This is a genomic window from Ruegeria sp. BB1 (assembly GCF_056539465.1).
On the sequence record NZ_JBQFVB010000010.1, the window covers coordinates 39,923 to 65,572 of the forward strand.

26 protein-coding genes and 1 tRNA gene are annotated in these 25,650 nt (G+C 57.0%); 8 read left to right on the forward strand and 19 right to left on the reverse strand.

The features are described from left to right. Position 1 precedes the first annotated feature (1 nt). Both ACR0AL_RS17905 and ACR0AL_RS17910 read left to right on the forward strand, forming a co-directional pair. Positions 2 to 1,357 carry an amino acid ABC transporter permease gene (locus tag ACR0AL_RS17905; RefSeq protein WP_480637976.1) on the forward strand — a complete coding sequence of 452 codons (1,356 nt, stop codon included), beginning with the start codon at positions 2 to 4 and terminating at the stop codon, positions 1,355 to 1,357. A 12-nt stretch (positions 1,358 to 1,369) separates the two neighbouring features. Next, on the forward strand, positions 1,370 to 2,161 hold the full coding sequence (locus ACR0AL_RS17910) for an amino acid ABC transporter ATP-binding protein (protein ID WP_058283489.1): 792 nt from the start codon (positions 1,370 to 1,372) through the stop codon (positions 2,159 to 2,161). 45 nt (positions 2,162 to 2,206) lie between these two features. On the opposite strand, the gene ACR0AL_RS17915 is transcribed toward ACR0AL_RS17910, so the two are convergent. From ACR0AL_RS17915 to argB, 3 genes are read right to left on the reverse strand one after another with little or no spacing between them, the layout of a single operon-like run. Then, complete coding sequence (locus tag ACR0AL_RS17915; RefSeq protein ID WP_480648887.1) at positions 2,207 to 2,704, reverse strand: SixA phosphatase family protein; 498 nt, start codon at positions 2,702 to 2,704, stop codon at positions 2,207 to 2,209. After that, a complete protein-coding gene (locus ACR0AL_RS17920) occupies positions 2,701 to 3,378 on the reverse strand; it encodes a ferredoxin (RefSeq protein WP_480648885.1) in 678 nt (225 codons plus the stop codon). The genes ACR0AL_RS17915 and ACR0AL_RS17920 overlap by 4 nt, the downstream gene beginning before the upstream one ends. 18 nt (positions 3,379 to 3,396) lie before the next feature. Further along, positions 3,397 to 4,260, reverse strand: coding sequence for an acetylglutamate kinase (gene argB / locus ACR0AL_RS17925; RefSeq protein WP_170362244.1), 864 nt, complete (start codon positions 4,258 to 4,260; stop codon positions 3,397 to 3,399). A gap of 117 nt (positions 4,261 to 4,377) precedes the next feature. Between argB and ACR0AL_RS17930 the strand changes: the two genes are divergently transcribed. Then, on the forward strand, positions 4,378 to 5,103 hold the full coding sequence (locus ACR0AL_RS17930; RefSeq protein ID WP_480648883.1) for an SDR family NAD(P)-dependent oxidoreductase: 726 nt from the start codon (positions 4,378 to 4,380) through the stop codon (positions 5,101 to 5,103). Positions 5,104 to 5,186: 83 nt separating this feature from the next. Here ACR0AL_RS17930 and ACR0AL_RS17935 read toward each other — a convergent pair whose 3' ends face one another. The 7 genes from ACR0AL_RS17935 to ttcA all read right to left on the reverse strand — a co-directional run bounded on the left by ACR0AL_RS17935 (position 5,187) and on the right by ttcA (position 12,862). Next, entirely contained in the window at positions 5,187 to 6,590 is a 1,404-nt protein-coding gene (locus ACR0AL_RS17935; protein WP_480664092.1) for a PepSY-associated TM helix domain-containing protein, read from the reverse strand. 66 nt (positions 6,591 to 6,656) lie between these two features. After that, positions 6,657 to 7,025 (reverse strand): DUF2946 domain-containing protein, encoded by a 369-nt coding sequence (locus ACR0AL_RS17940; RefSeq protein WP_480648879.1) that lies wholly within the window; start codon positions 7,023 to 7,025, stop codon positions 6,657 to 6,659. Further along, positions 7,022 to 7,675: a ribosome biogenesis GTP-binding protein YihA/YsxC gene (gene yihA, locus ACR0AL_RS17945; RefSeq protein ID WP_480664094.1), complete on the reverse strand. Its 654-nt coding sequence runs from the start codon at positions 7,673 to 7,675 to the stop codon at positions 7,022 to 7,024. The genes ACR0AL_RS17940 and yihA overlap by 4 nt, the downstream gene beginning before the upstream one ends. Further along, complete coding sequence (locus tag ACR0AL_RS17950) at positions 7,672 to 8,409, reverse strand: MOSC domain-containing protein (RefSeq protein WP_480664096.1); 738 nt, start codon at positions 8,407 to 8,409, stop codon at positions 7,672 to 7,674. The genes yihA and ACR0AL_RS17950 overlap by 4 nt, the downstream gene beginning before the upstream one ends. Further along, positions 8,406 to 10,229 carry a membrane protein insertase YidC gene (yidC, locus tag ACR0AL_RS17955; protein ID WP_170351650.1) on the reverse strand — a complete coding sequence of 608 codons (1,824 nt, stop codon included), beginning with the start codon at positions 10,227 to 10,229 and terminating at the stop codon, positions 8,406 to 8,408. The genes ACR0AL_RS17950 and yidC overlap by 4 nt, the downstream gene beginning before the upstream one ends. A 123-nt stretch (positions 10,230 to 10,352) precedes the next feature. Next, the gene (locus ACR0AL_RS17960; RefSeq protein ID WP_480664098.1) at positions 10,353 to 11,897 is read right to left on the reverse strand and encodes a putative bifunctional diguanylate cyclase/phosphodiesterase; all 1,545 of its coding nucleotides are present in this window, start codon (positions 11,895 to 11,897) and stop codon (positions 10,353 to 10,355) included. A 71-nt stretch (positions 11,898 to 11,968) separates the two neighbouring features. Then, complete coding sequence (ttcA, locus tag ACR0AL_RS17965; RefSeq protein WP_480648869.1) at positions 11,969 to 12,862, reverse strand: tRNA 2-thiocytidine(32) synthetase TtcA; 894 nt, start codon at positions 12,860 to 12,862, stop codon at positions 11,969 to 11,971. Positions 12,863 to 12,974: 112 nt separating this feature from the next. On the opposite strand from ttcA, the gene ACR0AL_RS17970 reads away from it, so the two are divergent. Continuing rightward, a complete protein-coding gene (locus ACR0AL_RS17970) occupies positions 12,975 to 13,919 on the forward strand; it encodes an alpha/beta hydrolase (RefSeq protein WP_170351647.1) in 945 nt (314 codons plus the stop codon). Between the two features lie 28 nt (positions 13,920 to 13,947). On the opposite strand, the gene yidD is transcribed toward ACR0AL_RS17970, so the two are convergent. The 3 genes from yidD to rpmH are packed head-to-tail and all read right to left on the reverse strand — an operon-like array spanning position 13,948 to position 14,766. Further along, on the reverse strand, positions 13,948 to 14,184 hold the full coding sequence (yidD, locus tag ACR0AL_RS17975) for a membrane protein insertion efficiency factor YidD (protein ID WP_480664100.1): 237 nt from the start codon (positions 14,182 to 14,184) through the stop codon (positions 13,948 to 13,950). Further along, positions 14,181 to 14,606 carry a ribonuclease P protein component gene (gene rnpA, locus ACR0AL_RS17980; protein WP_480664102.1) on the reverse strand — a complete coding sequence of 142 codons (426 nt, stop codon included), beginning with the start codon at positions 14,604 to 14,606 and terminating at the stop codon, positions 14,181 to 14,183. Before rnpA ends, yidD begins: the two co-directional genes overlap by 4 nt. A 25-nt stretch (positions 14,607 to 14,631) precedes the next feature. After that, the gene (rpmH, locus tag ACR0AL_RS17985) at positions 14,632 to 14,766 is read right to left on the reverse strand and encodes a 50S ribosomal protein L34 (RefSeq protein ID WP_005980833.1); all 135 of its coding nucleotides are present in this window, start codon (positions 14,764 to 14,766) and stop codon (positions 14,632 to 14,634) included. A 296-nt stretch (positions 14,767 to 15,062) separates the two neighbouring features. Between rpmH and ACR0AL_RS17990 the strand changes: the two genes are divergently transcribed. The 4 genes from ACR0AL_RS17990 (at position 15,063) to ACR0AL_RS18005 (ending at position 18,759) form a co-directional block, all read left to right on the forward strand. Next, positions 15,063 to 15,794, forward strand: coding sequence for a TVP38/TMEM64 family protein (locus ACR0AL_RS17990; RefSeq protein ID WP_480664191.1), 732 nt, complete (start codon positions 15,063 to 15,065; stop codon positions 15,792 to 15,794). A gap of 4 nt (positions 15,795 to 15,798) precedes the next feature. Further along, positions 15,799 to 17,217 carry a dihydrolipoyl dehydrogenase family protein gene (locus tag ACR0AL_RS17995; RefSeq protein ID WP_480664104.1) on the forward strand — a complete coding sequence of 473 codons (1,419 nt, stop codon included), beginning with the start codon at positions 15,799 to 15,801 and terminating at the stop codon, positions 17,215 to 17,217. Between the two features lie 15 nt (positions 17,218 to 17,232). Next, a complete protein-coding gene (locus ACR0AL_RS18000; RefSeq protein WP_170351695.1) occupies positions 17,233 to 18,618 on the forward strand; it encodes a sensor histidine kinase in 1,386 nt (461 codons plus the stop codon). A 64-nt stretch (positions 18,619 to 18,682) separates the two neighbouring features. Continuing rightward, a tRNA-Arg gene (locus ACR0AL_RS18005) sits at positions 18,683 to 18,759 on the forward strand. A 707-nt stretch (positions 18,760 to 19,466) separates the two neighbouring features. Here the strand turns inward: ACR0AL_RS18005 and ACR0AL_RS18010 are convergent. From ACR0AL_RS18010 to ACR0AL_RS18035, 6 genes are all read right to left on the reverse strand, one after another. Next, positions 19,467 to 20,276 carry an NAD-dependent epimerase/dehydratase family protein gene (locus ACR0AL_RS18010; RefSeq protein WP_480664106.1) on the reverse strand — a complete coding sequence of 270 codons (810 nt, stop codon included), beginning with the start codon at positions 20,274 to 20,276 and terminating at the stop codon, positions 19,467 to 19,469. Next, on the reverse strand, positions 20,264 to 21,166 hold the full coding sequence (locus tag ACR0AL_RS18015; RefSeq protein ID WP_480664108.1) for a hypothetical protein: 903 nt from the start codon (positions 21,164 to 21,166) through the stop codon (positions 20,264 to 20,266). Before ACR0AL_RS18015 ends, ACR0AL_RS18010 begins: the two co-directional genes overlap by 13 nt. A 53-nt stretch (positions 21,167 to 21,219) precedes the next feature. Beyond that, complete coding sequence (locus ACR0AL_RS18020) at positions 21,220 to 22,215, reverse strand: substrate-binding domain-containing protein (RefSeq protein ID WP_170351641.1); 996 nt, start codon at positions 22,213 to 22,215, stop codon at positions 21,220 to 21,222. A 56-nt stretch (positions 22,216 to 22,271) separates the two neighbouring features. Beyond that, positions 22,272 to 23,258 carry an ABC transporter permease gene (locus ACR0AL_RS18025; RefSeq protein ID WP_174818509.1) on the reverse strand — a complete coding sequence of 329 codons (987 nt, stop codon included), beginning with the start codon at positions 23,256 to 23,258 and terminating at the stop codon, positions 22,272 to 22,274. Positions 23,259 to 23,260: 2 nt separating this feature from the next. Further along, a complete protein-coding gene (locus tag ACR0AL_RS18030; RefSeq protein ID WP_480664110.1) occupies positions 23,261 to 24,856 on the reverse strand; it encodes a sugar ABC transporter ATP-binding protein in 1,596 nt (531 codons plus the stop codon). Positions 24,857 to 24,961: 105 nt separating this feature from the next. Next, on the reverse strand, positions 24,962 to 25,633 hold the full coding sequence (locus tag ACR0AL_RS18035; RefSeq protein WP_480664112.1) for a GntR family transcriptional regulator: 672 nt from the start codon (positions 25,631 to 25,633) through the stop codon (positions 24,962 to 24,964). Positions 25,634 to 25,650 lie beyond the last annotated feature (17 nt).

Consider the following 25,650-nt stretch of genomic DNA (forward strand, 5'->3'; position numbering starts at 1 on the left):
TATGAGTGATGTTTCATTTGTCCGCACGGAAATGTTGCCGGAGCAGGCACCACCCGCATCCGAGGTCGGTGTGCTGGGATGGATCAGGCATAACCTGTTCTCAAGCTGGCTCAACGCCATCCTGACCATCATCTCACTGTTCTTCATCTACTATGTGCTGTCCAACATCCTGTCATGGACGTTCGAATCCGTATGGAATGCCAATTCTCTGTCGGAATGTCGCGAGATCATGATGGCGACATGGGGTGATACTCATGGCCATGCCTGCTGGGGTGTTATCAAGGACCGGTGGCTGCAATTGCTGTACGGGTTCTATCCGCCTTATCCGGCGCATCCGGACGCGACGTGGTCTAACCCACCTGAATCGGGCGGCTGGCCGGCCTATTTCCGGCCGAACCTGACCTTCATCCTGTTGCTGGTTGCTATTGCGCCGGTGTTGTTCACCAAAGTGCCGCGTAAGCTGTTGTTCGTAACGGCGGCCTATCCGTTTCTGCTGCCTTGGCTGATGTGGGGTGGAAGCATTTGGGGGCCGCTGATGGTCGCTGCTGGGTTCGCCATTGGGTACTTTGTATACAAGCTGGCGCTACCCGCCGCAGGTTCCTTGATGGCGCTGATTCTGGCGATTGGATTGCCGATACTCTGGTGGTTGTTTGCCTCTGGACCGGTTGCTGTTGCGATCGATTCAGTGATTCCCGTTGGTATCGCGCCGGTCGAAAGCCGCGACTTTGGTGGCTTTATGCTGGCAATCTTGTTGGGTGTTGTGGCCATTGGTGTCTCGCTGCCAATTGGCATCGTTCTGGCGCTGGGTCGGCAGTCCGATCTGATGATCGTCAAATACCTGTGCGTGGGCTTTATCGAGTTCATTCGCGGCGTGCCGCTGATCACCTTGCTGTTCGTGGCCTCGCTGCTGTTGAACCTGTTCCTGCCGCCGGGAACCAATTTTGACATCATCCTGCGAGTGATGATCATGATGACCCTATTCTCGGCCGCCTATATGGCCGAGGTGATCCGGGGTGGTCTGGCAGCCTTGCCGCGCGGTCAGTACGAAGGGGCCGACAGTCTGGGCCTTAACTACTGGCAGGCCCAACGGCTGATCATCATGCCGCAAGCGCTGAAAATCTCGATCCCGGGCATCGTGAGCACCTTTATCGGCATTTTCAAGGATACCACGCTGGTCTCGATCATCGGTCTTTTCGACGTGATTGGCCTGACCAACGGCATCCGCGCCGATACCGCCTGGAACGGCGTCTACTGGGAGCTGTTCGCCTTTATCGGCGTGCTGTTCTTCGTCGTCTGCTTCTCCATGTCCCGTTATTCCATGTATCTGGAGCGCAAGCTTCAGACTGGCCACCGCTAAGGAGTTCAACACATGTCTGAACTTGCAATTGAACGCGAAATCGACCGCTCGAAGATGCAGGTGAGCGACGAGGTCGCCATCGAAATCACCAACATGAACAAGTGGTACGGGGCCTTCCACGTGCTGCGCGACATCAATCTGACCGTCAACCAGGGCGAGCGGATCGTGATCGCGGGGCCATCGGGGTCGGGCAAGTCCACTCTGATCCGCTGCCTGAACGCGCTGGAGGAACACCAGCAGGGCAGGATCGTTGTGGACGGGACCGAGCTGTCGAATGACCTCAAGAACATCGACAAGATCCGGTCCGAGGTTGGCATGGTGTTTCAGCACTTCAACCTGTTCCCGCACCTGACTATCCTGGAAAACTGCACGCTGGCTCCGATCTGGGTGCGCAAGACGCCCAAGAAAGAGGCCGAAGAGCGTGCGATGCATTTCCTGGAAAAGGTGAAAATCCCTGAACAGGCCGACAAATACCCCGGTCAGCTTTCGGGCGGTCAGCAGCAGCGTGTGGCGATTGCCCGCTCGCTCTGCATGATGCCGCGGATCATGTTGTTCGATGAACCGACATCGGCGCTGGACCCTGAGATGATCAAAGAGGTGCTCGACACCATGATCGAGCTGGCCGAGGAAGGCATGACCATGCTGTGCGTGACGCACGAGATGGGCTTTGCCCGTCAGGTCGCCAACCGTGTGATCTTTATGGATGCCGGTCAGATTGTGGAACAGAACGAACCGGAAGAGTTCTTCAACAACCCACAAAGCGAACGGACCAAGCTGTTCCTCAGCCAGATTCTGGGCCACTGATCCCAGAGAACCGGACGAAAAGGCGGGGTTTTGCCCCGCCTTTTTTCATTCCAGCAGCTCCCGTGGAATGACAAACCCCTGCACGGTGCCGCTGTGCCATCGGACATGCGCCCAGTCGTCGATATCAAACCGGATCACGGTGGTGGCGCAGGTCGGGTAGTCGTGGAACCGGGCGTGGTCTGGTGCCTCCCGGACAATGCGGCTGGCAAAGACGCCGATCCCGGGGTTGTGGCCCAGCATCAGCACTGTGGGTTCTGTCGCCCCTGACAATTCGGTCAGAATGTCTTCGGACTCCGCGTGATAAAGCGCACGGTGAAACGTGATCTTGTCCGCCTGCAGCCCCATACGGTCCCAGGTTTCACGGGTGCGGGTCGATGTTGAACTTAGCACCTCATCTGGCAGCCAGCCGTTTGCGCGCAGCCAACCGGCTATCGCCGGGGCGGATTTGCGTCCGCGTTTGTTCAAAGGGCGATCATGATCCGAAAGATACAAGTCATTCCAACTGGATTTCGCGTGGCGAGTCAGGATCAGGGTGCGGCTCATGACGGGTGAAAGGCCTTCATGTGATGGGCGGATTGCTCAGCATCGCGCCCTGCACCCTCGCTAAGGGGGCAGGACAGCCGCGCCAGACACCCACCTGTCATGCAGGTCTGCCCTGCCGCGGTGGACAGATGAGCGTGACAGGCCCCGACATCATAGAAATTCTGACTGTTCAGGGCGCCGACGGGGCAGGTTTGGGTACAGGGGGCCGGGCAGTTGATGCAAGGAGAGGAGCCGGGAACCTCGGGGATAATGAACTCTTCGGTAAAATGCAGCGCCCCACGGTATGAGATCATCATGCCGACGGTATCATGCACCAGCGCGCCCACCGGGCTGCTGAAGGTACGCCCGGATTTCAGGGCCCAGTCGATGAAGGGTGCGTAGGGCGGGCCGCCGAAGGGAAAATGTGCCTCGGCCCCCATATCGTGGGCCAACTGCCCAACCACGCGCGTTGACCACCGATCAACCGGGTGGTCGCCTGGCCATTCGGGTGCGGATTTCAGCGTGGGCCAGAATGATTTTCCCGCGCCCAACAGGATCAGCGTGCCGCCATCCAATTGTTTGGCGTCGACCCGGTGTGGGTGCAGGGCGCCCATCACGATCAGACCCGCTTGCAGCACCGCATGTTCCACGCGGTCATAGAAGGTTGATGAGGAGGTCGGGGGACGTCCGGTCATGTCTCCTCCGTTGGGTAATTAGTCGGGCCGGATAAGCGAGCCTGCGCCGTGTTCGGTGAACAGCTCCAACAGCACCGCATTGGGCGCACGCCCATCCAGAATGACCACGGCCCGTACGCCGCTGTGCAAGGCATCCAGAGCCGTTTCGGTCTTGGGGATCATCCCACCCGCAATGGTGCCGTCCATGGTCATTTCGCGGATCTGACCGGCTTTCAGCTCGGTCACAACCTCGCCGCCCGCGTTCTTAACGCCCGAAACATCCGTCAGCAGCAGCAGCCGGTCCGCCTTGAGCGCCGAAGCAATAGCCCCGGCAGCAGTGTCGCCATTGATGTTGAAGGTCTCGCCGTTCTTACCTGCGCCCAGAGGCGCGATCACGGGGATCACGTCATGCGCGAACAGGTTATGCAAAATCGCCGGATCCATCTGCGACGGAGAGCCGACAAACCCAAGTGACGGATCGGCCTGATCGCAGATCATCAGGTTGGCATCCTTGCCCGACAGGCCCACCGCCTTGCCGCCCTGACCATTGATTGCCTGCACGATGCGTTTGTTTACCAGACCGGACAGCACCATCTCGACCACTTCGACGGTGGCTTTGTCGGTCACACGTTTGCCGTTCACGAACTCCGACTGGATGTTCAGCTGATCCAGCATCGCGTTGATCATCGGCCCGCCGCCATGCACGACCACCGGGTTGACCCCGACCTGACGCATCAGAACGACGTCGCGGGCAAAGCTTTCCATCGCTTCGTCGCTGCCCATGGCGTGGCCGCCCAGTTTGATGACGACGATTGCACCGTCATAGCGTTGCAGATACGGCAATGCGCTGTTCAAAGTGGCGGCGGTGGCGATCCAGTCCCGGTTCATGTCTCGTGTCTTCATATCTTGGTCCTCTTCCTCACGTGTTAGGCGTTTTGGCGGCATAAGCCAAGATCGCTGTTGTGAGTGCAGTCGCCACTGTTAGTGTGCCTGCATGCCCTGAAACAGGAGACACATCCAATGGAGCAAAAAACTCTTATTCTGACGGGTGCTAGCCGGGGCATTGGGTTCGCAACGGTTCGTCGGTTCCATGCCGAAGGTTGGCGGGTTATCACGTGCTCGCGCTCTCCTGTGCCGGATGATTGTCCGTGGGAAGGAAAAGAAAATCATTTGCAGCTGGATCTGAGCGATCCTGCCGAAACGATCAATTCAGTTGGTGTCCTGCAAGAAATGGTCGGAGGCAAGCTACACGCCCTCGTCAACAACGCGGGGGTGTCGCCGAAGGGCCCAGAAGGAGAGCGATTGAATACGCTGGACACCGACCTCATGACTTGGGGGCAGGTGTTCCACGTCAATTTCTTTGCTTCCGTTGTTCTGGCGCGCGGCTTGAAAGAGGAATTGGCCGCAGCCCGTGGATCAGTCGTTAACGTGACATCCATTGCAGGCGCGCGCGTACATCCGTTTGCAGGCGCGGCCTACGCTACATCCAAGGCGGCGCTGGCAGCGCTGACGCGGGAAATGGCACATGACTTCGGCCCAATGGGCGTGCGGGTGAACGCAATCGCACCTGGTGAGGTTGAAACCGGAATCCTCAGCCCCGGTACCAATAAAATAGTGGAAAATCTGCCACTTGGACGGTTAGGGCAGCCTGAAGAAGTCGCAGCGGCGATCTATTTCCTGTGTTCTCAGGAAAGCTCATACATCTCGGGGGCGGAAATCGAGGTGAATGGGGCACAGCACGTATAGGACATTGGCGGACGCTGCCAAACCCAGACAGCGGAAACATCGGGATAGATCGGGCCGCACCGATGCGATGCGGCCCGGATTTGTCAGCTCAGGACTTTTTTCATCACCGGGATATTGCTGACCAGCAGAAGGTCAAAGACCAGCACCGCCAGCAATGTCAGACCCACCAGCGGGAAGGCCATCGCGGTGAACAGACCGATCACAACAGCCCCTTTCCACAGCGGCATTTCCGCAGGCATTGGCGGCGCGGCCAGTCGCCCCGCACTCTGTGGCCGCCGTTTCAGCCACATCACCACGCCCGAGACGCAAGCAAAGATGACCGACAGGCAGAACACGACGTTCAGGATAAAGTTCCACGTCCCCATCAGCCCCATGTGAAACGGAATGCCAACAGCCATGGACTTCCCCATCAGCGAATAATCCTGATACCGCACATCGGCCAAGATCTTGCCGGTATACTGATCCACATGAACGGTGCGGTCGTTTGCCGGATCGGTCGAGTCGCTGCTCATGCTGTCGCGGTTCAGGGTCCAGACGCCCTCCTCGCCGTTGGGATACGCGACGCGGAAGCGTCCTGACATGTCCAGCGCCACTCCCAACGCCACCAAGGCATCGATATCCACCGGCGTGCCTTGCGGTACGCCATCAATCCCGGCCTCAGAACCCGAGGCGGGCATCGGCGTTTGCTCTAGCGCCCAGGGAACGTCGTTTTGGTGCCCGTGGTTCATGCTGGCGTGGATATCGTCCGAGAGGGGCACGTTGTCCCATTTCTCGGCGGGGAAGCTGCTCCAGGGTTGTACGATCATTCCACCCCAGACACCGGCCCAGGAGAGGCCCGAGATCAGAAAGACAACCAGCAGCCCGGACATCCAGAACCCGATCACGGCATGTAGGGATTTCCACAAAGCACGGCCTCGCGTGCGCAGGTTGGGGACAAATGCAGCCATGGCGTTGCCGCGTGGCCACCACATGTAAAGACCGGTGAAGACCATCAGCAGGCTCAGACCGGCAGCGATTTCAATGATGCGATCCCCGGTTGTCCCGATCAGCAGGGTCGAGTGAATATTGTCCGCCAGATCGTACCAGCCCGCGCGACGATCCCAGATTTGCAGGACCTCTCCGGCATAGGGGTCGACGGCAATAAGGCGTTGGCTTGCCTCGGTTTTGATACGAAACACGGTGGCCAGATCGGCGGCTTTCGGGCCAATCCATTCGACGACTGTGCCGGGGAGTTCGGTTAGCGCGACCTCGGCCTGTTGCGATATTGGCAGGGCGGTTCCCTGAACTTCGACCGCAATTTTTTCGCCATCGCGACCGTCATATTGGGTGATGAGCATCATCATCAACCCGGTGACGGCCAGAATGATCAGGAAGGGGATAACGAAAATCCCCGCATAGAAATGCCACCGCCAGGCGGCGAAGTAGAACTTTTGCGCAGCAATGTTTTGCGCCGGGGTGTCCCCCAGGGTTTGGCTATCAAATGCCATAGTGTTCTCCGGATTCGAAAATTGCCCCGCGCAGCGTATGCGCGGGCTCTCAGATGTTGAGGTGAATCAGGAGAAGACGGGAGGCGCCCGCGCGTCATAACGGGCATAGAACCCGGCGCTGCGATGGGTAAAGTCGTGATGGACCCAGCGCGGCTGGATCGTTGCCTCGAAAGGCATGGTGTCCCCGACGGTGGTCAGGGTGAAATCAGCGGTCAGCCCCGCGAAGGGGCACATCGCGCGCTCGTCAGTGTCGTCGTGTATGGGATCGTTCGGGTTCAGATCGACCCATTGCTCGACCGTGCCTTCGCCGGTGCAGAGAACCAGCAACACCTTGCCGTCATTGCCCATTGTGGGCATCCAGCCCTGAGGAATCACACCGGTCAGCAACAGCGCCAGTGTGGTCAACAGGGCAAAGAGACGAAGCGGCAGAGTCATTCCAGATGCGCGATGATCGAGCGCAAGGTCGGAATGCCATCGCCTTTTTCGGACGAGGTCAGCACGATTTCAGGAAAGGCCGCAGGATGTTTCGACAATGCGCTGCGCACTTGTTCCAGCACCTTTTCGCGTTCTTTGGCTTTGACTTTGTCTGCCTTGGTCAGAACGCATTGAAAAGTCACAGCGCTGGTGTCCAGCAGCTTCATGATCTCGGCATCCACCGGCTTTACCCCATGGCGCGCGTCGATCAGGACAAAGGCCCGGCGCAAGGTCTGACGTCCGCTCAGGTACTGTTTCAGCAACCGCTGCCACTTTTCCACCACCTTCACTGGCGCATTGGCGTAGCCATAACCGGGCAAGTCGACCAGATATAGTTCGGGGCCTTGAGTGAAGAAGTTGATCTCTTGCGTGCGGCCCGGAGTGTTCGACGCGCGCGCCAGTCCCTTGGTGCCCGTCAGCGCGTTGATCAGGCTGGATTTGCCCACATTGGAACGGCCGGCAAAGCAAACCTCAAGCCGATCCGGCGCAGGTAGGCCATCCATGGCGACCACGCCCTTGACGAATTCAGACTCGCCCGCAAACAATTTGCGTCCGCGCTCCAACGCGAATTCATCGGGGTTTTCGGCTAAAGGAAACGGGAGGGGGCTCATAACAATTCTACCTTATCGCCAACCGAGATTGCGCCGCCTTCAAGAACTTCGGCATAGACGCCGAAATCCTGGTGACCCCAGGTTTCAAGTGCGCCCAATGTATCGGTATCGCGTACACCTGTGTCAGGGTTGGCTGTGGTTGCCAAACAGCGGGTGATGCGCTCGCGTACGCGAAGCACGGCCTCGCCGATCTGAACCTCACGACCCAGCCAGTCGAATTCTTCCCACAAGGGCAGGCCGTCGAACCAGATGTTGCCTCGCCAGCGGCGCACCGACAAATCTTGAGCCAGCTTTTGTCCGACCGCACGATGCGATGCCAGGTTGCATAGGCTGATTGAAGGGAAATCACTGTCGGTCATCCCGCGCCCTGGAACCCGAATGATCCGTGCCGAGGCCGCGCGGTTTGCGGGCATTAGGGGCCGGACCCAATCCAGAAACGCCTGTTGCTCACTGTCTGGGGCAAAGGTCAGGTCCGGGCGATCCGGGTGGGACAACGTCAGTGTGTCGCCGTTTGATTGCGTTGAAATCGCCATCAACTGTGGTGCTTTTGCGCCGCGACTGAAGTTGGCGCAAGGGACCCATTTTGAATCATCCGCTTTGGATGCCTCATGCGCAACCGCCCAAACGCGATCCCCGGGCATGGTCTGCCCGGGGGTCACGTTTACGGTTTCGACGGCTTCGCGACCATGGCTTTTGATCGGATGCCGCCAAAGCTGGGTCACTTCAGCTGTCATTTATCATCCGTTTTCGGCGTGCGCTTAAAGCTGGACTTAATGTTGCCGAACACGTCCGGCTTAAAGCCTTGGCTGCGCATGATCAGGTACTGCTGGGTGAACGTGATCGTGTTGTTCGCGATCCAGTAGACAACCAGACCACTCGCAAAGCTGCCCAGCATGAACATGAAGACCCAAGGCATCCAGGCAAAGATCATCGCCTGCGTCGGATCGGTTGGCGCCGGGTTCAGCTTTTGCTGCAGCCACATCGAGATACCCAGCAACAGCGGCAGGATACCAATAAAGATCAGTGCCATGATCGTGTCGGGCTGCGGACCGGCAAACGGCAGCAGTCCAAACAGGTTCATGATCGAGGTCGGGTCCGGCGCGCTGAGATCCCGGAACGGGCCAAACCACGGCGCTTGACGCAGTTCAATGGTGACGAAGATCACTTTGTACAGCGAGAAGAAGATCGGGATTTGCATCAGGATCGGCAGACAGCCTGCGGCGGGGTTCACCTTTTCCTTCTTGTACAGCTCCATCATGCCTTGCTGCATCTTCTGACGATCATCGCCTGCTGCCTCTTTCAGGGCTTCCATCTGCGGCTGAAGCTCTTTCATCTTTGCCATCGAGACGTAGGACTTATACGCCAACGGGAACAGGATCGCCTTGATGATCAGGGTCAGGCCGATGATCGACCACCCCATATTGCCGATCAACGCGTTGATATTATGCAGCAGCCAGAAGATCGGTTTGGTCAGGAAAAAGAACCAACCCCAGTCGATGCTGTCGATGAATTTCTGTACGCCTTCCGACTGATATTCGCGGATGGTTTCCCATTCCTTAGCACCTGCGAACAGCTGTGTGGTGACCTCTTCGGTAGCGCCGGGGGCGACCGTCAGGGTCGGCAGCACTGTTTCGGTTTGGTATATCTTGCGGCGTTCGTCGTATTTTGCTGCGGCCTTGAACGGTGTTCCCGGTTCCGGGATCAGTGTGGTCATCCAATAGTGATCGGTAAATCCGATCCAACCATCTTCTTTGACCTGATAGACCTCGGCTTGCGCGCGCTCGTTCGGGTCGATATCAAAATCGCGGACATCGCCATAGTCAATCTCGGCCAACGTGCCGTCGGCCATGCCGATTACGCCTTCATGCAGGATGAAAAAGTTCTTCAGACCGGGCAGATCGCCATCCTCGCCAATGCCGTGGCGGGCCAGGATGCCATAGGGGGCCATGCCAACCTCGGCCTGGGTATTGTTTTCGACCGACTGGGTGACCGTAAACATATAGTTTTCGTCCACCGAGATCATGCGGCGGAAGGTCAGACCTTTGTCGTTTTCCCATTTCAGTGTGACCGGAGCGTCGACGTCCAGCGTTTCGCCGCTTTCGACCGTCCACAACGTGTTCGGGCCGGGCACATCCGCGCCTGCCACACCGGTTCCCGGCGCCCAGCCATACAGGGCATAGTAAGCCGAGTCCGAGCCAACCGGAGACAGCAATTCGACAATTGGCGCCCCTTCTTCAATCGAGACCTTGTAGTCCTTCAGGAACAGCTCATCGATCCGTCCGCCCGACAGCGACAGACTGCCCTTCAGCCGGGGGGTGTCGATTTCAACCCGTGGGGCTTGCTCCTCGGGCAGGGTTTCTTCTGCGGCCGCCGTCGCCTCACCCACAGTACCTGCGGCGCTGGGCGTCTGAACCTCATTACCCTCGGCGGTTGCAATCTCAACCTCGTCTGGAGTGAGTGTCTGCTCCGGCGGGGGAAACAGCACGAACCAAACAAGGATCACGATAAAGCTGAGCACGGTTGCAAGGATGAGATTCTTGTTCTGATCGTCCATCGGGGACAGCCACCTTAAGCAGTGAAACACACCCGGTGGGTTCAACAGAGTGCAAGCCCAAAGGTCAAGCGGATTCGCCCGTCATTTCCTTTTGGATCGCGTTTCTGTGGCGTAAATCAGCGATTACGGTCCTGTTTTGCGCCTGATCTTCGGCATTCCGTTGACCTTGTTCTGATGTGCCGCGATCCAATTCAGCGTCTTTTCAAAGGGCATTGGCTTGCCAATTCCGAACCCTTGAACATGATCGCACCCCAATTGCGCCATCAAAGCATGTTCGCCTTGGGTCTCAACCCCTTCGGCCAGCGTTTCGACATTCAGCCGCTCGGCCATCGTCAGTATTGCGCTGACCAGTTGTTGCTGGCTGGCGTCGCGATCTGCCTTGGCGACGAAAGAGCGGTCAATTTTGATCCGCGAAACATCAAAGCGCTTGATCGAAGCAATAGATGCGTGGCCGGTGCCGAAATCGTCTAGATCGATGCAGCACCCCAACTTGGCCATGCTGGTCACGTTGCGGGTTATCACATCGTCGGGGCGGCGCGAGAACACGGTTTCCAGAACTTCCACCGCCAACCTGTCCGGTGTCAAATCATTCTGGTCCAACTCCCATTTCAGGCGGTCGATCAACGCTGGATCGCGGAGTTCTTCAGATGAGAAATTCACGCCGATCCGGGGAACCACGACCGATGCGCGATCCCAATCGCGCATCGCGGCGAAAGCATGGTGCCGCATCGCCTGACCGAATTTCTCCATCAACTCGGCCTGCTCAGCGAACGGCAAGAATACCTGTGGACTTAGTACACCCTTTTGCGGGTGTTCCCAGCGGGCCAGAGCCTCGAAACCCGTAACGCGACCTGTGTCGGTTGAGATTTGTGGCTGGAACCAAGGGCGTATCTCACCATTGTCGAGCGCGTCTTCAAATTCTTTGCGAAGATTGGCGCGAATGCGTGAGCGACGCTGTGTTTCGCTGGAAAACGCGCGAATGGTCGACGGCCCGTTCCGCTGCGCCTCGCCCAAGGCGGCTTTTGCGGCGTCGACCCAATCCTCGTACTGATCCTTAGGGCCGCTGCTCAGCAGGCTGAATCCGATTGAACAGGAAACGTAGACACCAGCACCGTTGAGCGTAAAGGGTTCTTCAACGACAGCCTGAATGCGCCCCGCCATCTGAATGCAGGCCTCCAGATCCAATTGGTGGGATGGATGCAGGCCGATTGCGATTTTGTTAGGTTCCAGGCGGGTCGCGATATCCTGTGTTCGGATAACAGAAAGAATGCGGCTGCCAAATTGATTAGTCAGATGATTTGCCGCCGAATTGCCGTGAAGATCGAGAAAGTCGGAATAATCATCCAGGGCGATTAGAAGGCAAGCCGAATCCGCACCATCGGTTACTGCCTTTTTGAACATGCCTTCCAGCTCGTTGTAAAAGCTGTCTACCGCCATCATGCCACCAGGCGGGTTGCGCCGCTGAAGCTGCCTGTTGGCGCGGGCGTCAAAGGTGGCCGCGCCTGCGAATATCAAGGGTAAAACGAGGGCGGCAACCACCAACGCCCGTTCCCCGCCAATCCAGAACGCCGCCAAACTGATGGCGGGCACAAAGGCCAGCGCGGCAGGGCCACTCAGAACAGAAGCAAGAGCATCAAGAACGCGTTCGAATTTGATATGTTTCCACATCGGATTTCTGGGCCTCTACGTTTGGCAAAGCACGTATTGGGCAACCGTAGAAAACCAATCTGAGTCAGACGTTAACGCAGCTGAGGAATCTCGTCCGAATTTTCGTCTTTTTTGCCAGTGTTTAGCGCAAGGTTGGCGAAATCGAACAGTTTTGAGTCCAACAGATGCGACGGTCGCGCATTGGTCAGTGCCCGAAACATCACTTGGCGTCGACCGGGACTGTTTCTTTCCCACTGATCCAGAATCTGTTTCACCTGCTGACGCTGCAAGCCGTCCTGGCTGCCGCATAAATCGCAGGGGATGATCGGATAGTTCATCGAGGTGGCGAATTTCTCGCAATCGGTCTCGGCCACGTGTGCCAGTGGGCGGAACACGAACAGATCGCCTTCTTCGTTCACCAGTTTCGGTGGCATCGTGGCCAGACGCCCGCCGTGGAAGAGGTTCATGAAGAACGTTTCCAGAATGTCGTCCCGATGATGGCCCAGAACCACGGCTGAGCAACCTTCTTCGCGGGCGATCCGGTACAGGTTGCCCCGGCGCAGGCGTGAACACAGGGCGCAAAACGTACGGCCCTGCGGAACCTTATTTACAACGATGGAATAGGTGTCTTGATATTCAATGCGGTGAGGCACGCCCATGCGTTCCAGAAACTCGGGCAGGACCGTGGCGGGAAAACCAGGCTGACCCTGATCCAGATTACAGGCCAACAGATCGACCGGCAGCAACCCGCGCCACTTTAGTTCATAGAGAACCGCAAGCAGGGTATAGCTGTCCTTGCCGCCCGACAGGCAGACCAGCCAACGGGGCGGTTTGCCGTCCTTGTCATGGGCGGACGGGTCCACCATTCCGTAATGCTCAATGGCTTCACGGGTCTGGCGTACGATGCGTTTGCGCAGCTTCTTGAACTCGGTGGTCGAGGGCGCGCCAGCAAAGAGCGGGTGGATATCGTCAGTTTCGTCAAACATGCGCCGTGGTTACAGTCGATATGGCAAGCGAGCAAGCGTGATAAGCCGGATTGTAGATTTTGGGGCATTGTTGACCTGTGATAAAAGGGCGTCATTTATCGAGGAGATTATTATGGACTATGCCTTTGTTGCCCGCGGCAAAAGCGGAAACGGCTTTTCTAACGAGCCTGCAGCCAGCCATTTTCTGGAAATTCCGGAAAGCGCGGATGATATGATGCTGTCGCACAAGATCACAAAGCGAGAATGGCGCGACAAGGTCATATTGGCCGCTCAGGGTGGTACGACGAACCCTTATACCGAGGGTGACATCGTGTTCTACGTGCATGGGTTCAATAACTCTCAGGCGGAAGTTCTTGTGCGGCACCGCAAAATCAAAGCAGGGCTAAAAGAACACGGCTTCAAAGGCGTTGTTGTCAGCTTTGACTGGCCCAGTGCGGATTCGGCCTTGAATTACCTGGAGGACCGGATGGATGCCAAGCAATCGGCTTTCCGGCTGGTGAGGGACGGCGTCGCGATGTTTTCGGAGATGCAGCGACCAGAGTGTCGGATCGACTTGCACGTACTGGCACATTCGATGGGCAGCTATGTGGTGCGCGAGGCATTTGATGATGCCGATGACCGAGCCCGAATTGCCAGCAAAAGCTGGTCAGTCAGCCAGGTCATGCTGGTGGCTGGAGATCTGTCTGTCAAATCGCTTGATCCGGAGAGCTCCAAGTCTTCATCGCTTTATCGTCACTGCGTACGACTGACGAATTACTACAATACAATGGATGACGTACTGTCGATATCTGCGGTCAAACGGATCGGGGTTGCACCAAGGGTTGGGCGGAATGGTATGAACAGGCCGCTGCATAGCAAGGCCGCCAATGTGTATTGCGCGGCGCGCTTTAAACAAGGCGGTTTTGACGGCGGTATTAATTCCGGACACACGTTTTATTTTGATGACCCGGTATTTCTTGAAGACGTGTTCCACACCATTTCTGGCAAGTTGGACCGCGAGGAAATCCCGACCCGTACACACACGACGCAGGGCAACCTTGCTTTAAGGCCGAGTTGAGACAGCTATTCTTTGATACACGTCTGCTCTAGTCTTTTGGTTTCTGCTCTGGAACCGGGTCATACCCGTCACCACCCCAAGGATGGCAGCGCCCGATCCGCTGGGCGGTCAGCCACGCGCCTTTGATGGCGCCGTGCTTTTCCAATGCTTCCAGCGCATAGGCCGAGCAAGTGGGTTGATAGCGGCAATTGAAACCAACCCAGGGGCTGAACACCAGCCGATAAGCCCGAATGGGCAGGGCAAGGATATGAGACAGCAGAGTCATTTCCGCGCGCTGTGAATTTTGCGCAGGGCATAGCGCAGATCATCCAGCAAAGCTTCATACGGGCGCGCGGCAGTGACCTCGGCGCGGCCGATCAGCACGTAGTCCCAACCATTCTGACCCTGTGCGGGCAGCACCGCGCGGGCAGCTTCTCGCAGGCGCCGCTTGGCGCGGTTACGCGCCACCGCATTCCCAACCTTCTTGGAACAGGTGAAACCGACGCGAATCCCCATAGCTTCATCCGCAGCACGTTTGCGCGCCTGCACCATCATGGACGAGGTGCCCTGCCTGCGCGCGCGGGCGGCTTTCAGGAAATCGGATCGTTTCTTGAGAACAGTCAATGTTTCAGGCACGCAAACGGACGCCGCCGGGGGCTTGACCCTCGGCTGGTTCTTACCATCCTCAGGGGCCTCCGGCGGCGTCATGTTCATAACCTGATCGGTGAGCGGTTTATGCGCTCAGCGATTTGCGGCCGCGTGCGCGACGTGCGTTCAGGATCTTGCGGCCGGCCTTGGTGGCCATGCGCGCGCGGAAACCGTGGCGGCGTTTGCGAACCAGGTTCGAAGGCTGATAGGTGCGTTTCATCGCTCCGTCTCCAATCTATGCGGTGGGGTGCGGCGCGGATTCGCCTGGCCCTAGTGTTCGAAGCCCGTCCTCTACTGGGTAGCGGTGGGTAAGTCAAACCCCTAGGTGGGGGTTTTGACGCCTTTTGCAACAATTCTGGTACGGCGTCACGCAAAAGGTTTCAAAATAGCGGTTTTATGGCCTCAAACCCTCACATTACCCGTCATTTGCATCAACGCCGCGTGAGGTCCCTGTTGCATGGGTCCCGCGCGGCGCATGTTGGGGACAGAATGAAACGCACCAAACCGGACAGCTTGATGAGCGAAACCACCCAGACCCCGCGCAGAGGGCTTGCGCGACACGTACCTTTGCTGGTGATTCTCGCCGTGGCTGCGGTGGGGTTCTTTACGTTGGGCGATTATCTGACGTTCGAGACGTTGCGTGACAACCGCGAAGCCCTTTTGGCGTGGCGGGATGCGAATTATTGGTCCATGGCGGGTGCTTTTGTGGCGACCTACATCGTCATCGTCGCCTTTTCGCTGCCCGGCGCGGCTGTGGCGTCCATGACCGGAGGGTTTCTGTTCGGCCTTTTTGCCGGAACCGTTTTTAACGTCTTTGCAGCTACCATCGGTGCATCGGCGATCTTTCTGGCCGCGCGTTGGGGGCTGGGTGAATCCCTGACCGCACGGCTGGAGGCTTCGGAAGGCACCGTGAAAAAGCTCAAGGACGGCCTACGCGAGAACGAAATCTCGGTGCTGTTCCTGCTGCGTCTTGTGCCAGTTGTGCCGTTTTTTGTCGCCAATCTGGTGCCAGCGCTGGTGGGAGTGAAATTCCGCAACTTCTTGATCACCACAGCGCTGGGCATCATTCCGGGCGGCATCGTGTACACCTGGATCGGTGTTGGTTTGGGTGGCGTGTTCGACCGCGGCGAGACGCCGGATGTCTCGTTGCTGTGGGAACCCTTCGTTATCGGACCCATCCTGGGCTTGTGTGTGCTGACCGCGTTGCCGATAGTTATCAAAGCCCTGCGCGGCAATAAGGACACCTGAACTCATGCAAGAACTGAAGACGGATATCCTGGTGATCGGGGCCGGGTCGGGTGGCTTGTCCGTTGCCGCCGGGGCTAGTCAGATGGGGGCCGACGTCATCTTGCTGGAAGGTCACAAGATGGGTGGTGACTGCCTGAATTTTGGCTGTGTACCTTCCAAGGCGCTGATCGCCAGCGGCAAGACAGCTTATGGGCAGGCCCATGCCGCAGCCATGGGTGTGGCAGACGTGATGCCGCAAGTGGATTATGCGGCTGCTAAGGATCACGTCCGTGACGTGATATCCCAGATCGAACCGATGGACAGCCAGGAACGCTTTGAAGGCTTCGGAGTCAAAGTGATACGCGAATTCGGCAGCTTTGTTTCCCCCACGCAGGTGCAGGCGGGCGATCACTTGATCACTGCGCGACGGGTGGTGATTGCCACCGGCTCGTCGCCTTTGGTGCCGCCGATCCCGGGTTTGGATCAGGTGCCATATTACACCAACGAAACCATATTCGAGCTGCGCGAAAAACCCGAGCATCTGCTGATCATTGGTGGTGGCCCTATCGGGCTTGAGATGGCACAGGCCCATATCCGTCTTGGTTGCGAGGTGACCGTGATCGAAGGCATGCAGGCGCTGGGCAAGGATGACCCTGACGCGGCGGCTGTTGTGTTGGACACTTTGCGCGCCGAAGGTGTAGCCCTGCATGAACAGGCGATGGTTGCCCAAATCAGGGACAATAACGGGCTGGTCGATGTCGTGACCGAGAATGGCGATATCTACACCGGCTCGCATCTGCTGATCGCCGCCGGGCGCAAGGCCAATACCGACCGCCTTAATCTGGAAGCCGCCGGGATCGAACCAACCCGTACCGGGATTAAGGTGGACGCCTCGCTGCGCACCACGAACCGCAAGGTCTATGCCATCGGCGACGTGGCGGGCGGGCTGCAATTCACCCATGTGGCCGGGTATCATGCCGGGATCATCATCCGCTCGGCTTTGTTTGGCCTGCCATCCAAGGCAAAAACGACACATATCCCCTGGGCCACCTATACGGACCCGGAGCTGGCGCAGGTCGGCCTGACCGAGGCGCAAGCCCGCGACCAGCATGGCGACAGGGTCGAGATCGCGCGCTTTAACTATCACCATAACGATCGCGCCATAACCGAACGCAAGACGAAAGGCTTCATTAAGGTCATGGTCGTAAAAGGCCGTCCCGTGGGCGCCACAATCGTGGGTCATCAGGCGGGCGAATTGATCAACTTGTGGTCGCTGGCGCTCGCCAATAATCTGAAGATGGGGCAGATCGCTGCGATGATTTCGCCCTATCCGACGATCGGAGAGCTTAACAAACGCGTGGCAGGTGCCTATTTCACGCCAAGGCTATTTGAGAATCAAATGGTTAAACGAGTGGTCGGGTTCGTCCAACGCTGGATACCCTGACCGGAAAAGGAGCGTATAGTGAACTCGCTGTCGGGCCGATTTCTGATCCTGACGACGGTCTTCGTCATGTTGGCCGAGGTGTTGATCTTTGTCCCTTCGATTGCGCGGTTTCGCGAAGATTTCCTGCTGAACCGTCTAGAGCGTGCGCAGATTGCCTCGCTGGCCTTGCTGGCCGATGATATGCTGGCCGAAGACCTTGAGGCCGAATTGCTGGTCAACGCGGGCGTGTATAATGTGGTGCTGCGGCGCGATGAAATTCGACAGCTGATGCTGTCCTCGCCCATTCCCGAACAGATCGCCAATACCTATGATCTGCGCGATGCCGGTCCGTGGATTTTAATCCGGGACGCCATGTCGCGCCTGTTCACACCTGAAAACGAAGTCATTCGCGTGATTGGTGAGCCGGTCAAAGATGCAGGTCTTCTGATCGAGGTCACGACAGACAGCAAGCCTCTGCGGATGGCGATGACCGATTATGGCCTGCGTATTCTGGGCCTGTCCTTTGTCATTTCAATTATCACCGCGTTTTTCCTGTTCCTTGCCGTGCGCGTTGTTCTGGTGAAGCCGATCAAGGGCGTCGTGGGGTACATGCAGCGCTATGCAAGCGCCCCCGAAGATGCCCGCGGGATCATCTCGCCCAATTCCAAAGTGACCGAGTTGCGCGAAGCTGAAGAGGCGCTGCAGCAGTTACAGACCGAACTGACGCAAGCTTTGAAACAGCGCGAACGACTGGCGCAGCTGGGTGGTGCTGTGGCCAAGGTCAGTCATGACCTACGCAACATCCTGACGTCGGCGCAGCTGTTCACTGATCGGATCGAGGCCAGCGATGATCCGCTGGTGCGGCGCATGGCGCCGAAGCTGGTCAACTCGATCACGCGGGCTGTGTCCCTGTGTGAAAACACGCTGGCGTTTGGTCGGGCGGAAGAGCCGGCACCGACCTTGACAATGGTGCCTTTGCGCGACGTGGCCGAGGATGTTGTGGCAAGTGAAAAGCTCGCCATTGCTGATGCCTGTGTCGAGATTGTGAACGAGGTTCCGAAAGACCTCGTGGCGCGCGCAGATCCCGAACAGATTTTCCGCGTGATGATGAACCTGGTGCGCAACGCGCGTCAGGCGCTGGTGGCGTCCGGAAAACCGGGCCGAATCACGATTGCCGGCTGCGTACACGACAATGACTGGTGCGTAGAGATCAGGGATAACGGCCCTGGTTTACCCCCGCGAGCGCGCGAAAACCTGTTCACTCCGTTTCAAGGCGGGGTGCGCAAAGGAGGCTCGGGCCTTGGGCTTGCCATCTCGCAAGAATTGGTGCGTGGACATGGTGGCGACTTGGTTCTAACCCAGACCGGACCGGAGGGAACCACCTTTGAAATCAGGCTACCGCAGGGCGACGTGACTTTTTAAAAGTTTTTTGAAGAATCGGCTTGCACGTCCTCTGACGTGGGTCTACATACCGCCTCACCAACGCGGACCGATAGCTCAGCTGGATAGAGTACTTGACTACGAATCAAGGGGTCGGGGGTTCGAATCCTCCTCGGTCCGCCATTGGTTTTCTGTTGAACGTCACACGAACCTGACCCAACCGTCACAGTTGGACCAGAAACGGGTGAACGTTCGACACCGGAAGGCACCCCCCGATGTTGGCCATAAGTTGAAATTGACCTTTGCGTCTTAAACTGATCCAGAATCCCCATTTTGATACTCCCGCAAAGATTTTGTTTGATCTGACTTCCCTTTTGGAAAATCAGGGCTGATTTGCAGATCAGACAGCGAAGCTGCCTGTTCCTGCTGATCTGCCACGTGGCGAACGCGGGAGGGGGCGAGGCAATGCTATTCGACAGGGGTGGTGCGGACCGGAGGCGCAACCGAGGACACGGCCCTGTCTAATAGGGTTGCCCGAGGGGGAGGGCCGCGCCCACACCCTGACGGCCAGTGACGTTTGGCTTGTCCAAATCCCGCTGGCCACGAAAGGAAAGTGGTGGGAAGGATGATATCTGAGGGGTTGAAATGATGGTTCGTTCGGTCCGCAGATAAGGCTCGCACTCAACCAGAGATCGCTTCAGATAACACCCGTTCAGCGACGTTTGCAGTTTGTTATCGAAGTATCAAACATCAATGGTTGCCAAATCTGGCGCTCGTTATGTCGCTCTCCGTCTACCGCGAAGCGGACAAAGATGACCTTTTCAGCGCTTACTTCGGTGCGAGGTTTCGGAAACTGAATGCGAGACGCAACAATGTCCGGGCCTTATACTCTACCAATCTGGAAAGCGTGTCGTGAAATAACTAGGGAGCCGGACTGTAAACAGCCGCTGCAGCATGGATCTCAAGGAAATGCCCAATGTTATTTTCGCGGGGCTTCCGTCCTTTGGAGAGTAGCCAATCGCTTTCCGCGTTTCGGTGATATCCCAGCGCATCCCCGGGTTATCTGACATTAGGTTGAGGGCTGCGAAGGAAATATTCTTGGCATCTATTGCGGCGCGCATTCCGCTTAGAAAGTCCCGATCACTCAACCACATTTCCTGACCCCACCGGCCCATCGCCATGTGTGTGCCGGGTTGGTTGCCGTGAGTCCATTGCGTCCAGCCGATGCGCAAGCAGATGACCGACAGTCCGTGATGCTCAGCGAAATAAGCCCCTGTCCGTTCACAGAATAGCTTTGACATGCCGTAGGCGTTTACTGGCCCTGGTGGTGTCGTGCTGTTGAGCACCTGATGCGTGAACCTTTTGTCGCCGTGAACCCAGTTGGAGCTGGCAAGAACCACGCGGCTGACGCCCATGGCTGCCGCATGGTGATAGAGAGAAAGCGTTGCATCCATATTGTGTTTGATCGCGGAGGCCCAGGTGGCGGAGGGCTCTCGGTCACCAGCTAGATGCACGATAACGTCCACTCCCTTAAGCAAACTGACCCAACTGCTGTCGTCGGACAGGTCTGCTGTGTGAATGTCGGGATGATCAACGGGACGGATGTCGATGCCAGAGACGGTGTAATCGGAGTCGCTTTCTAGCGCGTTGAAGAGTTTGCGGCCGAGATGCCCGCCTGCGCCTGTAATCAAGACATGCATGACAGGAACTCCTTGTTGTTTGTGAGCCCCAATGGCAATTGGGTTGCATCTTCATCCGTCAAGACGCGGAACGTTTGCCGAAAACTCAGCGTTTCATTCGGTGCGAGGTTGCGTGCCGGGGAGTGCCACTCCGCTTCGCAATAGGCGTAATCGGCTGAATTAAAGACCTCAAACGGATAGTCGTGTGCAAATTGATCGCCCTGTTGAGGTTCTGGTACCGAGCACATTAGCAACGGGGTGTTAGGGCCGCACCGCATCAGTGTACGACCGTTGGGGTTCGGTAACCCGACTTTGAATTCCTGCTGTCTGTTGCAATCCACGACAATGCCATTGCCGTGCGTCGCTATCATCCCTTCGGAAGAGCCAAAAACAGGATAAAACGCGGGGTCTTCCAACTCGACACCGATTTTGGTGGGGGTGTTAAGCATCATGACTGACCAAATGCCAGTCAGGCGCGACGAGGTCCCATGGTTGACCACGATGTGTTCTATTTCCCAGCTTTCCGCAGAGGTCAGCGTGATGCGGCGCGACACTGACAAGTGCGAGGTCGGGCATAATGCGCTGGTCATGTCGATACGAGTGCTGCTTCTAGAAGTGATCTGGTAAGAGCCGCTGTCCAACACGGGAAACGGAGCGCCGCTTACCCAGGACGCATCTGGGGCGATCCAAGTCTTCTCGCCGCCCCAGAGTGGAAAACCAAATTGTGGAGAGCGTGTGGGCAGATCAGTAAGCCGTGTGTCATCGACATCCAAACCGTCGAGATCTGCGTTCTGAAATAGGAGGGAGCGACCTTGGAAGTTTATATCCCATAAGCGGCCCCCGATGCCGGGCAGGAGTGTCAGCCGCAGATCGTTTTGCTGCAGGTGAAGAACGCTCCATCGGTCCAACATTTAACCCCCTCCTATCGGTTTCCCGGCGCGATAGAATGCACCGGGACAATCGCTTAGGTGTGCTTGAACTGGACGACGTTCTCGGCAGTAATCGGCATAACCCCGGTTTCAACGCGCTCGGGTAGAGGATTGATGCCAGCCGCCTTCCAATCGGGCAAGACCTTCAGCGCGTCAGTGTTCTGCCAATGCATCATGTGGAAGGCGAGAAAGATCTCAAGATAGGATTTCTGAGCCACAGCGCCGTGAATTGTGCCGTCTTCGATATAGGGAAGCATATCATCATTTCGGTCCATCGCGACGATCTTGATGTCCTTGCGTCCCGCCTCATTGATTGCAATTGCCGCGCCTTTGCCGCTGTCGCCGTCCGTGCCGCCAATGCCAACAATATCCGGGTTCGCCTGAATTGCCTGAAGGTAGGCTGTCGGCGCATAGGAAGGGTCGGCCTTATCGTTGACGACGTCGACAACCTCGATATCCGGGTATTTCTCGGCAAAGATTTGTTTGTACCCTTCGACACGCTCCAATGTGGAAGGGGCAGGGAAAGTGCCGAGGATAACTTTGCCCTTGCCGCCAATCGCTTGCGCGAGCATTTCGCCGCCGACACGTCCTGCCTGAACACCGTTGATACCAAGGAATGTGGACCGGGGACTGTCGGGAATATCGCCAATACAACATGTGACCGGAATGCCCGCCTCGACCGCACGTTCGACGCCGGGGGCCAGAGTGGCTGGATCACCGGGGAAGATAAGAATGCCTGCGGGGCGTCTTGCGATCAGTTCATCCAATTGACGTGCTTGTGCGGCCGTGTCGAAATCCAACGGACCGGTGAATGTGGCCTTGATGCCCATCAATTCTTCAAGGTCTTCCATCGCATTGCGATAGTCCACCCAGAACGGCACCTGCGTGACAATGGACAGGAAAACATACTCTTTGCCGGCCGCTTGCGCCATGGCTTCTTTGGACAGCATGGGCAGTCCAAACGCTGCGGCCAATCCTGCGGTGGTGCCCGCTGTCAGCAGCCTGCGCCGATTCACATTCAATTCAGTCATCGTAGTCTCCCTGTTTTGGATCTTTGGTTGTTGTTAAGTTTTGGAAAGCTTCGGGATTAGCCCCGTTTGCTTCGGATCAGCATGTCCAAGGCGACCGCTGTAACGAGTACACCGCCGATGACGATCATCTGCCAGTAGATCGATACAGCCAGCATCGTCATAGTGTTGTTGATCAACGCTACGAAAACGACGCCGAGGAAAGCACCAAGAATAGTACCTTCGCCGCCGCGTAGAGATGCGCCACCGATGACAGCCGCTGCCAGAACCTGAAGTTCGATACCGTTTCCTGCCGTGGGCGTGCCGCTCATCAGGCGCGAGGCCAGCAAAACTCCGGCCAAAGCAGCCAGAATACCGGTCAGTGCGTACAGAATGATACGCACGCGTGTGACATGGATGCCTGACAACATCGCGGCCTTTTCATTGGCGCCGATGAAATAGACCTGACGGAAAAAGCGTGTATGGCGGACGGCCAGGTCAAACAGAACGACGAGCAGAATGGTGAACAAGACGATTACCGGAAAGCCGCCTATGTCAGCTTTACCGATCCAGGCAAATGATGCCGGCAGGCTTGAGACTGAGAAACCTTCCGTCAGGACAAGAGCGATGCCTCGCGCAATCGACATCGTGCCGAGGGTTGCGATAAGCGGATTGATCCCGAGGCCGGTCACCAGCAAACCGTTCACTACGCCGACAATTCCACCCAGCACCAATCCGCATACCACAGCGAGCGGAATTGGCATGCCGGTCAAAAGCAGCATGGCTACGACGGTAGAAGACAAGGCCATTACCGACCCGACGGAAAGATCGAACCCGCCAGAGGCAAGCAAGATCGCCATACCGATCACGATGATCGCGGTCGGGGCCATGCCCACGGCCACGGCTCGAAAGTTCGAGAAGCTGAGGAAGTAGGGATTGACGTTGGACATCACGATGATGATGGCGGCGATCAGAACGATCAGAGTCAGTTCACGAATATCGACAAAAGCTTGCAAAACACGGCGCAGCAGCGGACGCTTCATGGGCAAGTTGGCTTGAGCGGTCATGGTCACGTCGCGACTCCTGATTGATTGGTTTGGGGCGCATCAACAATTGGGGCGGAATTTCCGGCGGCCATTTGAAGAAGCGTTGTTTCGGTTGCCTCAGCGGCTGCGATGTCTCCCATGAGGCGACCGTCGTGGACGACAAGGATGCGGGTTGAGAGGGAGACAAGTTCGGGAAAATCGGATGACACGACGAGGATGGCCATTCCCTCGGCAGCTCGACGCAATAGTTCCGTGTGGATTTGGAATTTGGCTCCGACATCGACCCCTTTTGTGGGCTCCTCGATGATCAGAAGAGCTGGCGCGCGTTTGAGCCACTTGGCCAACATTATCTTTTGTTGATTGCCCCCTGAGAGATCACCAACAAGTTCGTTAATCCCGCTGGTTTTGACACTGAAGGCGTCAATGGCTGCTTGGCTAGCTGCTTTGATCGAGCCCGAACGCATGAGCCCAGCAGACGCATGATCGGAAAGGCTAGCCGCGATCAGGTTGTCGCTGAGTGATTGCTCCAGAAAGAGGCCTTCAGTCTTGCGTTCCTCGGGAACAAACCCGACTCCAGCACGCATCGCCTGCCGCAAGGACGCAAAGTTAACAGGCTTGCCGTGAAGTCTGATCTCCCCGGTCGTGCCATACATCAGCCCGACAATCGATCGAACAATCTCGCTGCGGCGAGCACCCATCAACCCTGCCATCCCTACAATCTCTCCGGCTTTGATGGAGAAAGAAATGTCTTCGAATTCACCTGGATGGGTTAGGTCTTGGACATGCAAAACCTCTTCGCCGTTAACCTTACCTGACCGCTTGACATCACCGGGGTGAGCGCCGCCGATCATCTCGGCAACGACTTGTTCCTGAGAAGTTTCCGAAACCGGTAAAGTGCTGATGTGGCGCCCATCTCGCAAAACGGTAATGCGATCCGAGATCTGGAAAATCTCGGCCATATGGTGGCTGACATAGACGATGCCAATCCCTTTCTTTGTCAGGGACTTTAGGACTTCGAATAGTGCGTCTACTTCGTCGGGTGCCAATGCCGATGTCGGTTCATCCAGCAAAAGGACGCGGGAATTCAACGACAGCGCCTTGGCGATTTCAACAATCTGGCGGGAGCTGATCGGTAAGTTTTCCACGGGTGTTGAGACGTCGATATCCAGACCGAATTCCGCCAGTAACGCCTCCGCACGGCGGCGCAGTTCAGGCCAGTCAACTACGCCAAACCGGGTGGGCACGCGGCCCGCGTAGATGTTTTCCGCAACAGAGAGCGCGCCAGCGAGGCTGAGCTCTTGGAATACACAGCCGATGCCCAGGGATTGCGCACGCGACGGGCTTTCGACCCGCTGTTCCTTGCCGTCGCACAGGATACGCCCAGCAGAAGGTTGGTGAAGTCCATAAAACAGGCCGAGACAGGTGGATTTTCCGGCGCCGTTTTCCCCGCATAGCGCGTGAACTTCGCCGGGTCTCAATTCAAAGTCGACGCCATCCAAAACAATGTTCGTGCCGAAGCTTTTGCCAACCCGATCCAATTGGATCAGTGGCTGTAGCCCCGGTGAGTCAGGTTTCATTGCTGGCGTCATATAAGCTTCCTCCCGCTTTTTGATTGGCATCTGATATCTCAGATGTCAACTGAAAAAGAAAAGACAGTGAGGTGCCCAAAAGAAAGGGGCGGCGCCGTTCTGGCCCGCCCCCGTCACAACGAAGCTACGTTTTTGCTAGGATGCGGTCGCTCCTTCGAGGACGATGGCGGCGCTTTTGTAGGCTTGTCTGGTGCGGTCAATATGCGCTGTGAGAAGAGATTTGATTTTGGCCATGTCACCTTCGCGAACGGCAATAGCGATTTTCGAATGCTCATCGAAGGAGAGCTCAGTATGCTGTGGCAGCTTCGCCAAATGGGTTCGCAATGCGGCAATCTTACCGATGTAGCGTATATAGCTGGCCGTCAGATAATCGTTACCGGCATGTTCAAAAATCAACTGATGAAATGTGGTATCCAGTGAAAGGTAGCCCTTTTCATTACCTCGCCTGCGTTCCTTCTCCATGTCCTTCACGACACGCTGCATGTCGTCGGCAAGACCTTCCGGGTTCCGCAACAACGCAAGTTCAAAGGCGGCAGTTTCGATAGCCTGTCTGAAATCGCAAATCTGAGTCACTTCCGGCTCAGACAGCGAAAAAACACGTGCGCCTTTTTGAGGCTCGATACTGACCAACCCTTCGTCACGTAGTTGAGCGAGTGCTTCGCGGACTGGCGATTTCGATACGCCCAGCTCTTCGGAGATTTTTCGCTCCGACAAAACCTGACCCATTTTCAGGGAGCCATCGATAATACTATTCCGCAAATGTTCCAGTGCGAGTTCACGCAAAGACTTGGGTCTCTCAAGCGCCATCTGAGGATATCTCCAAA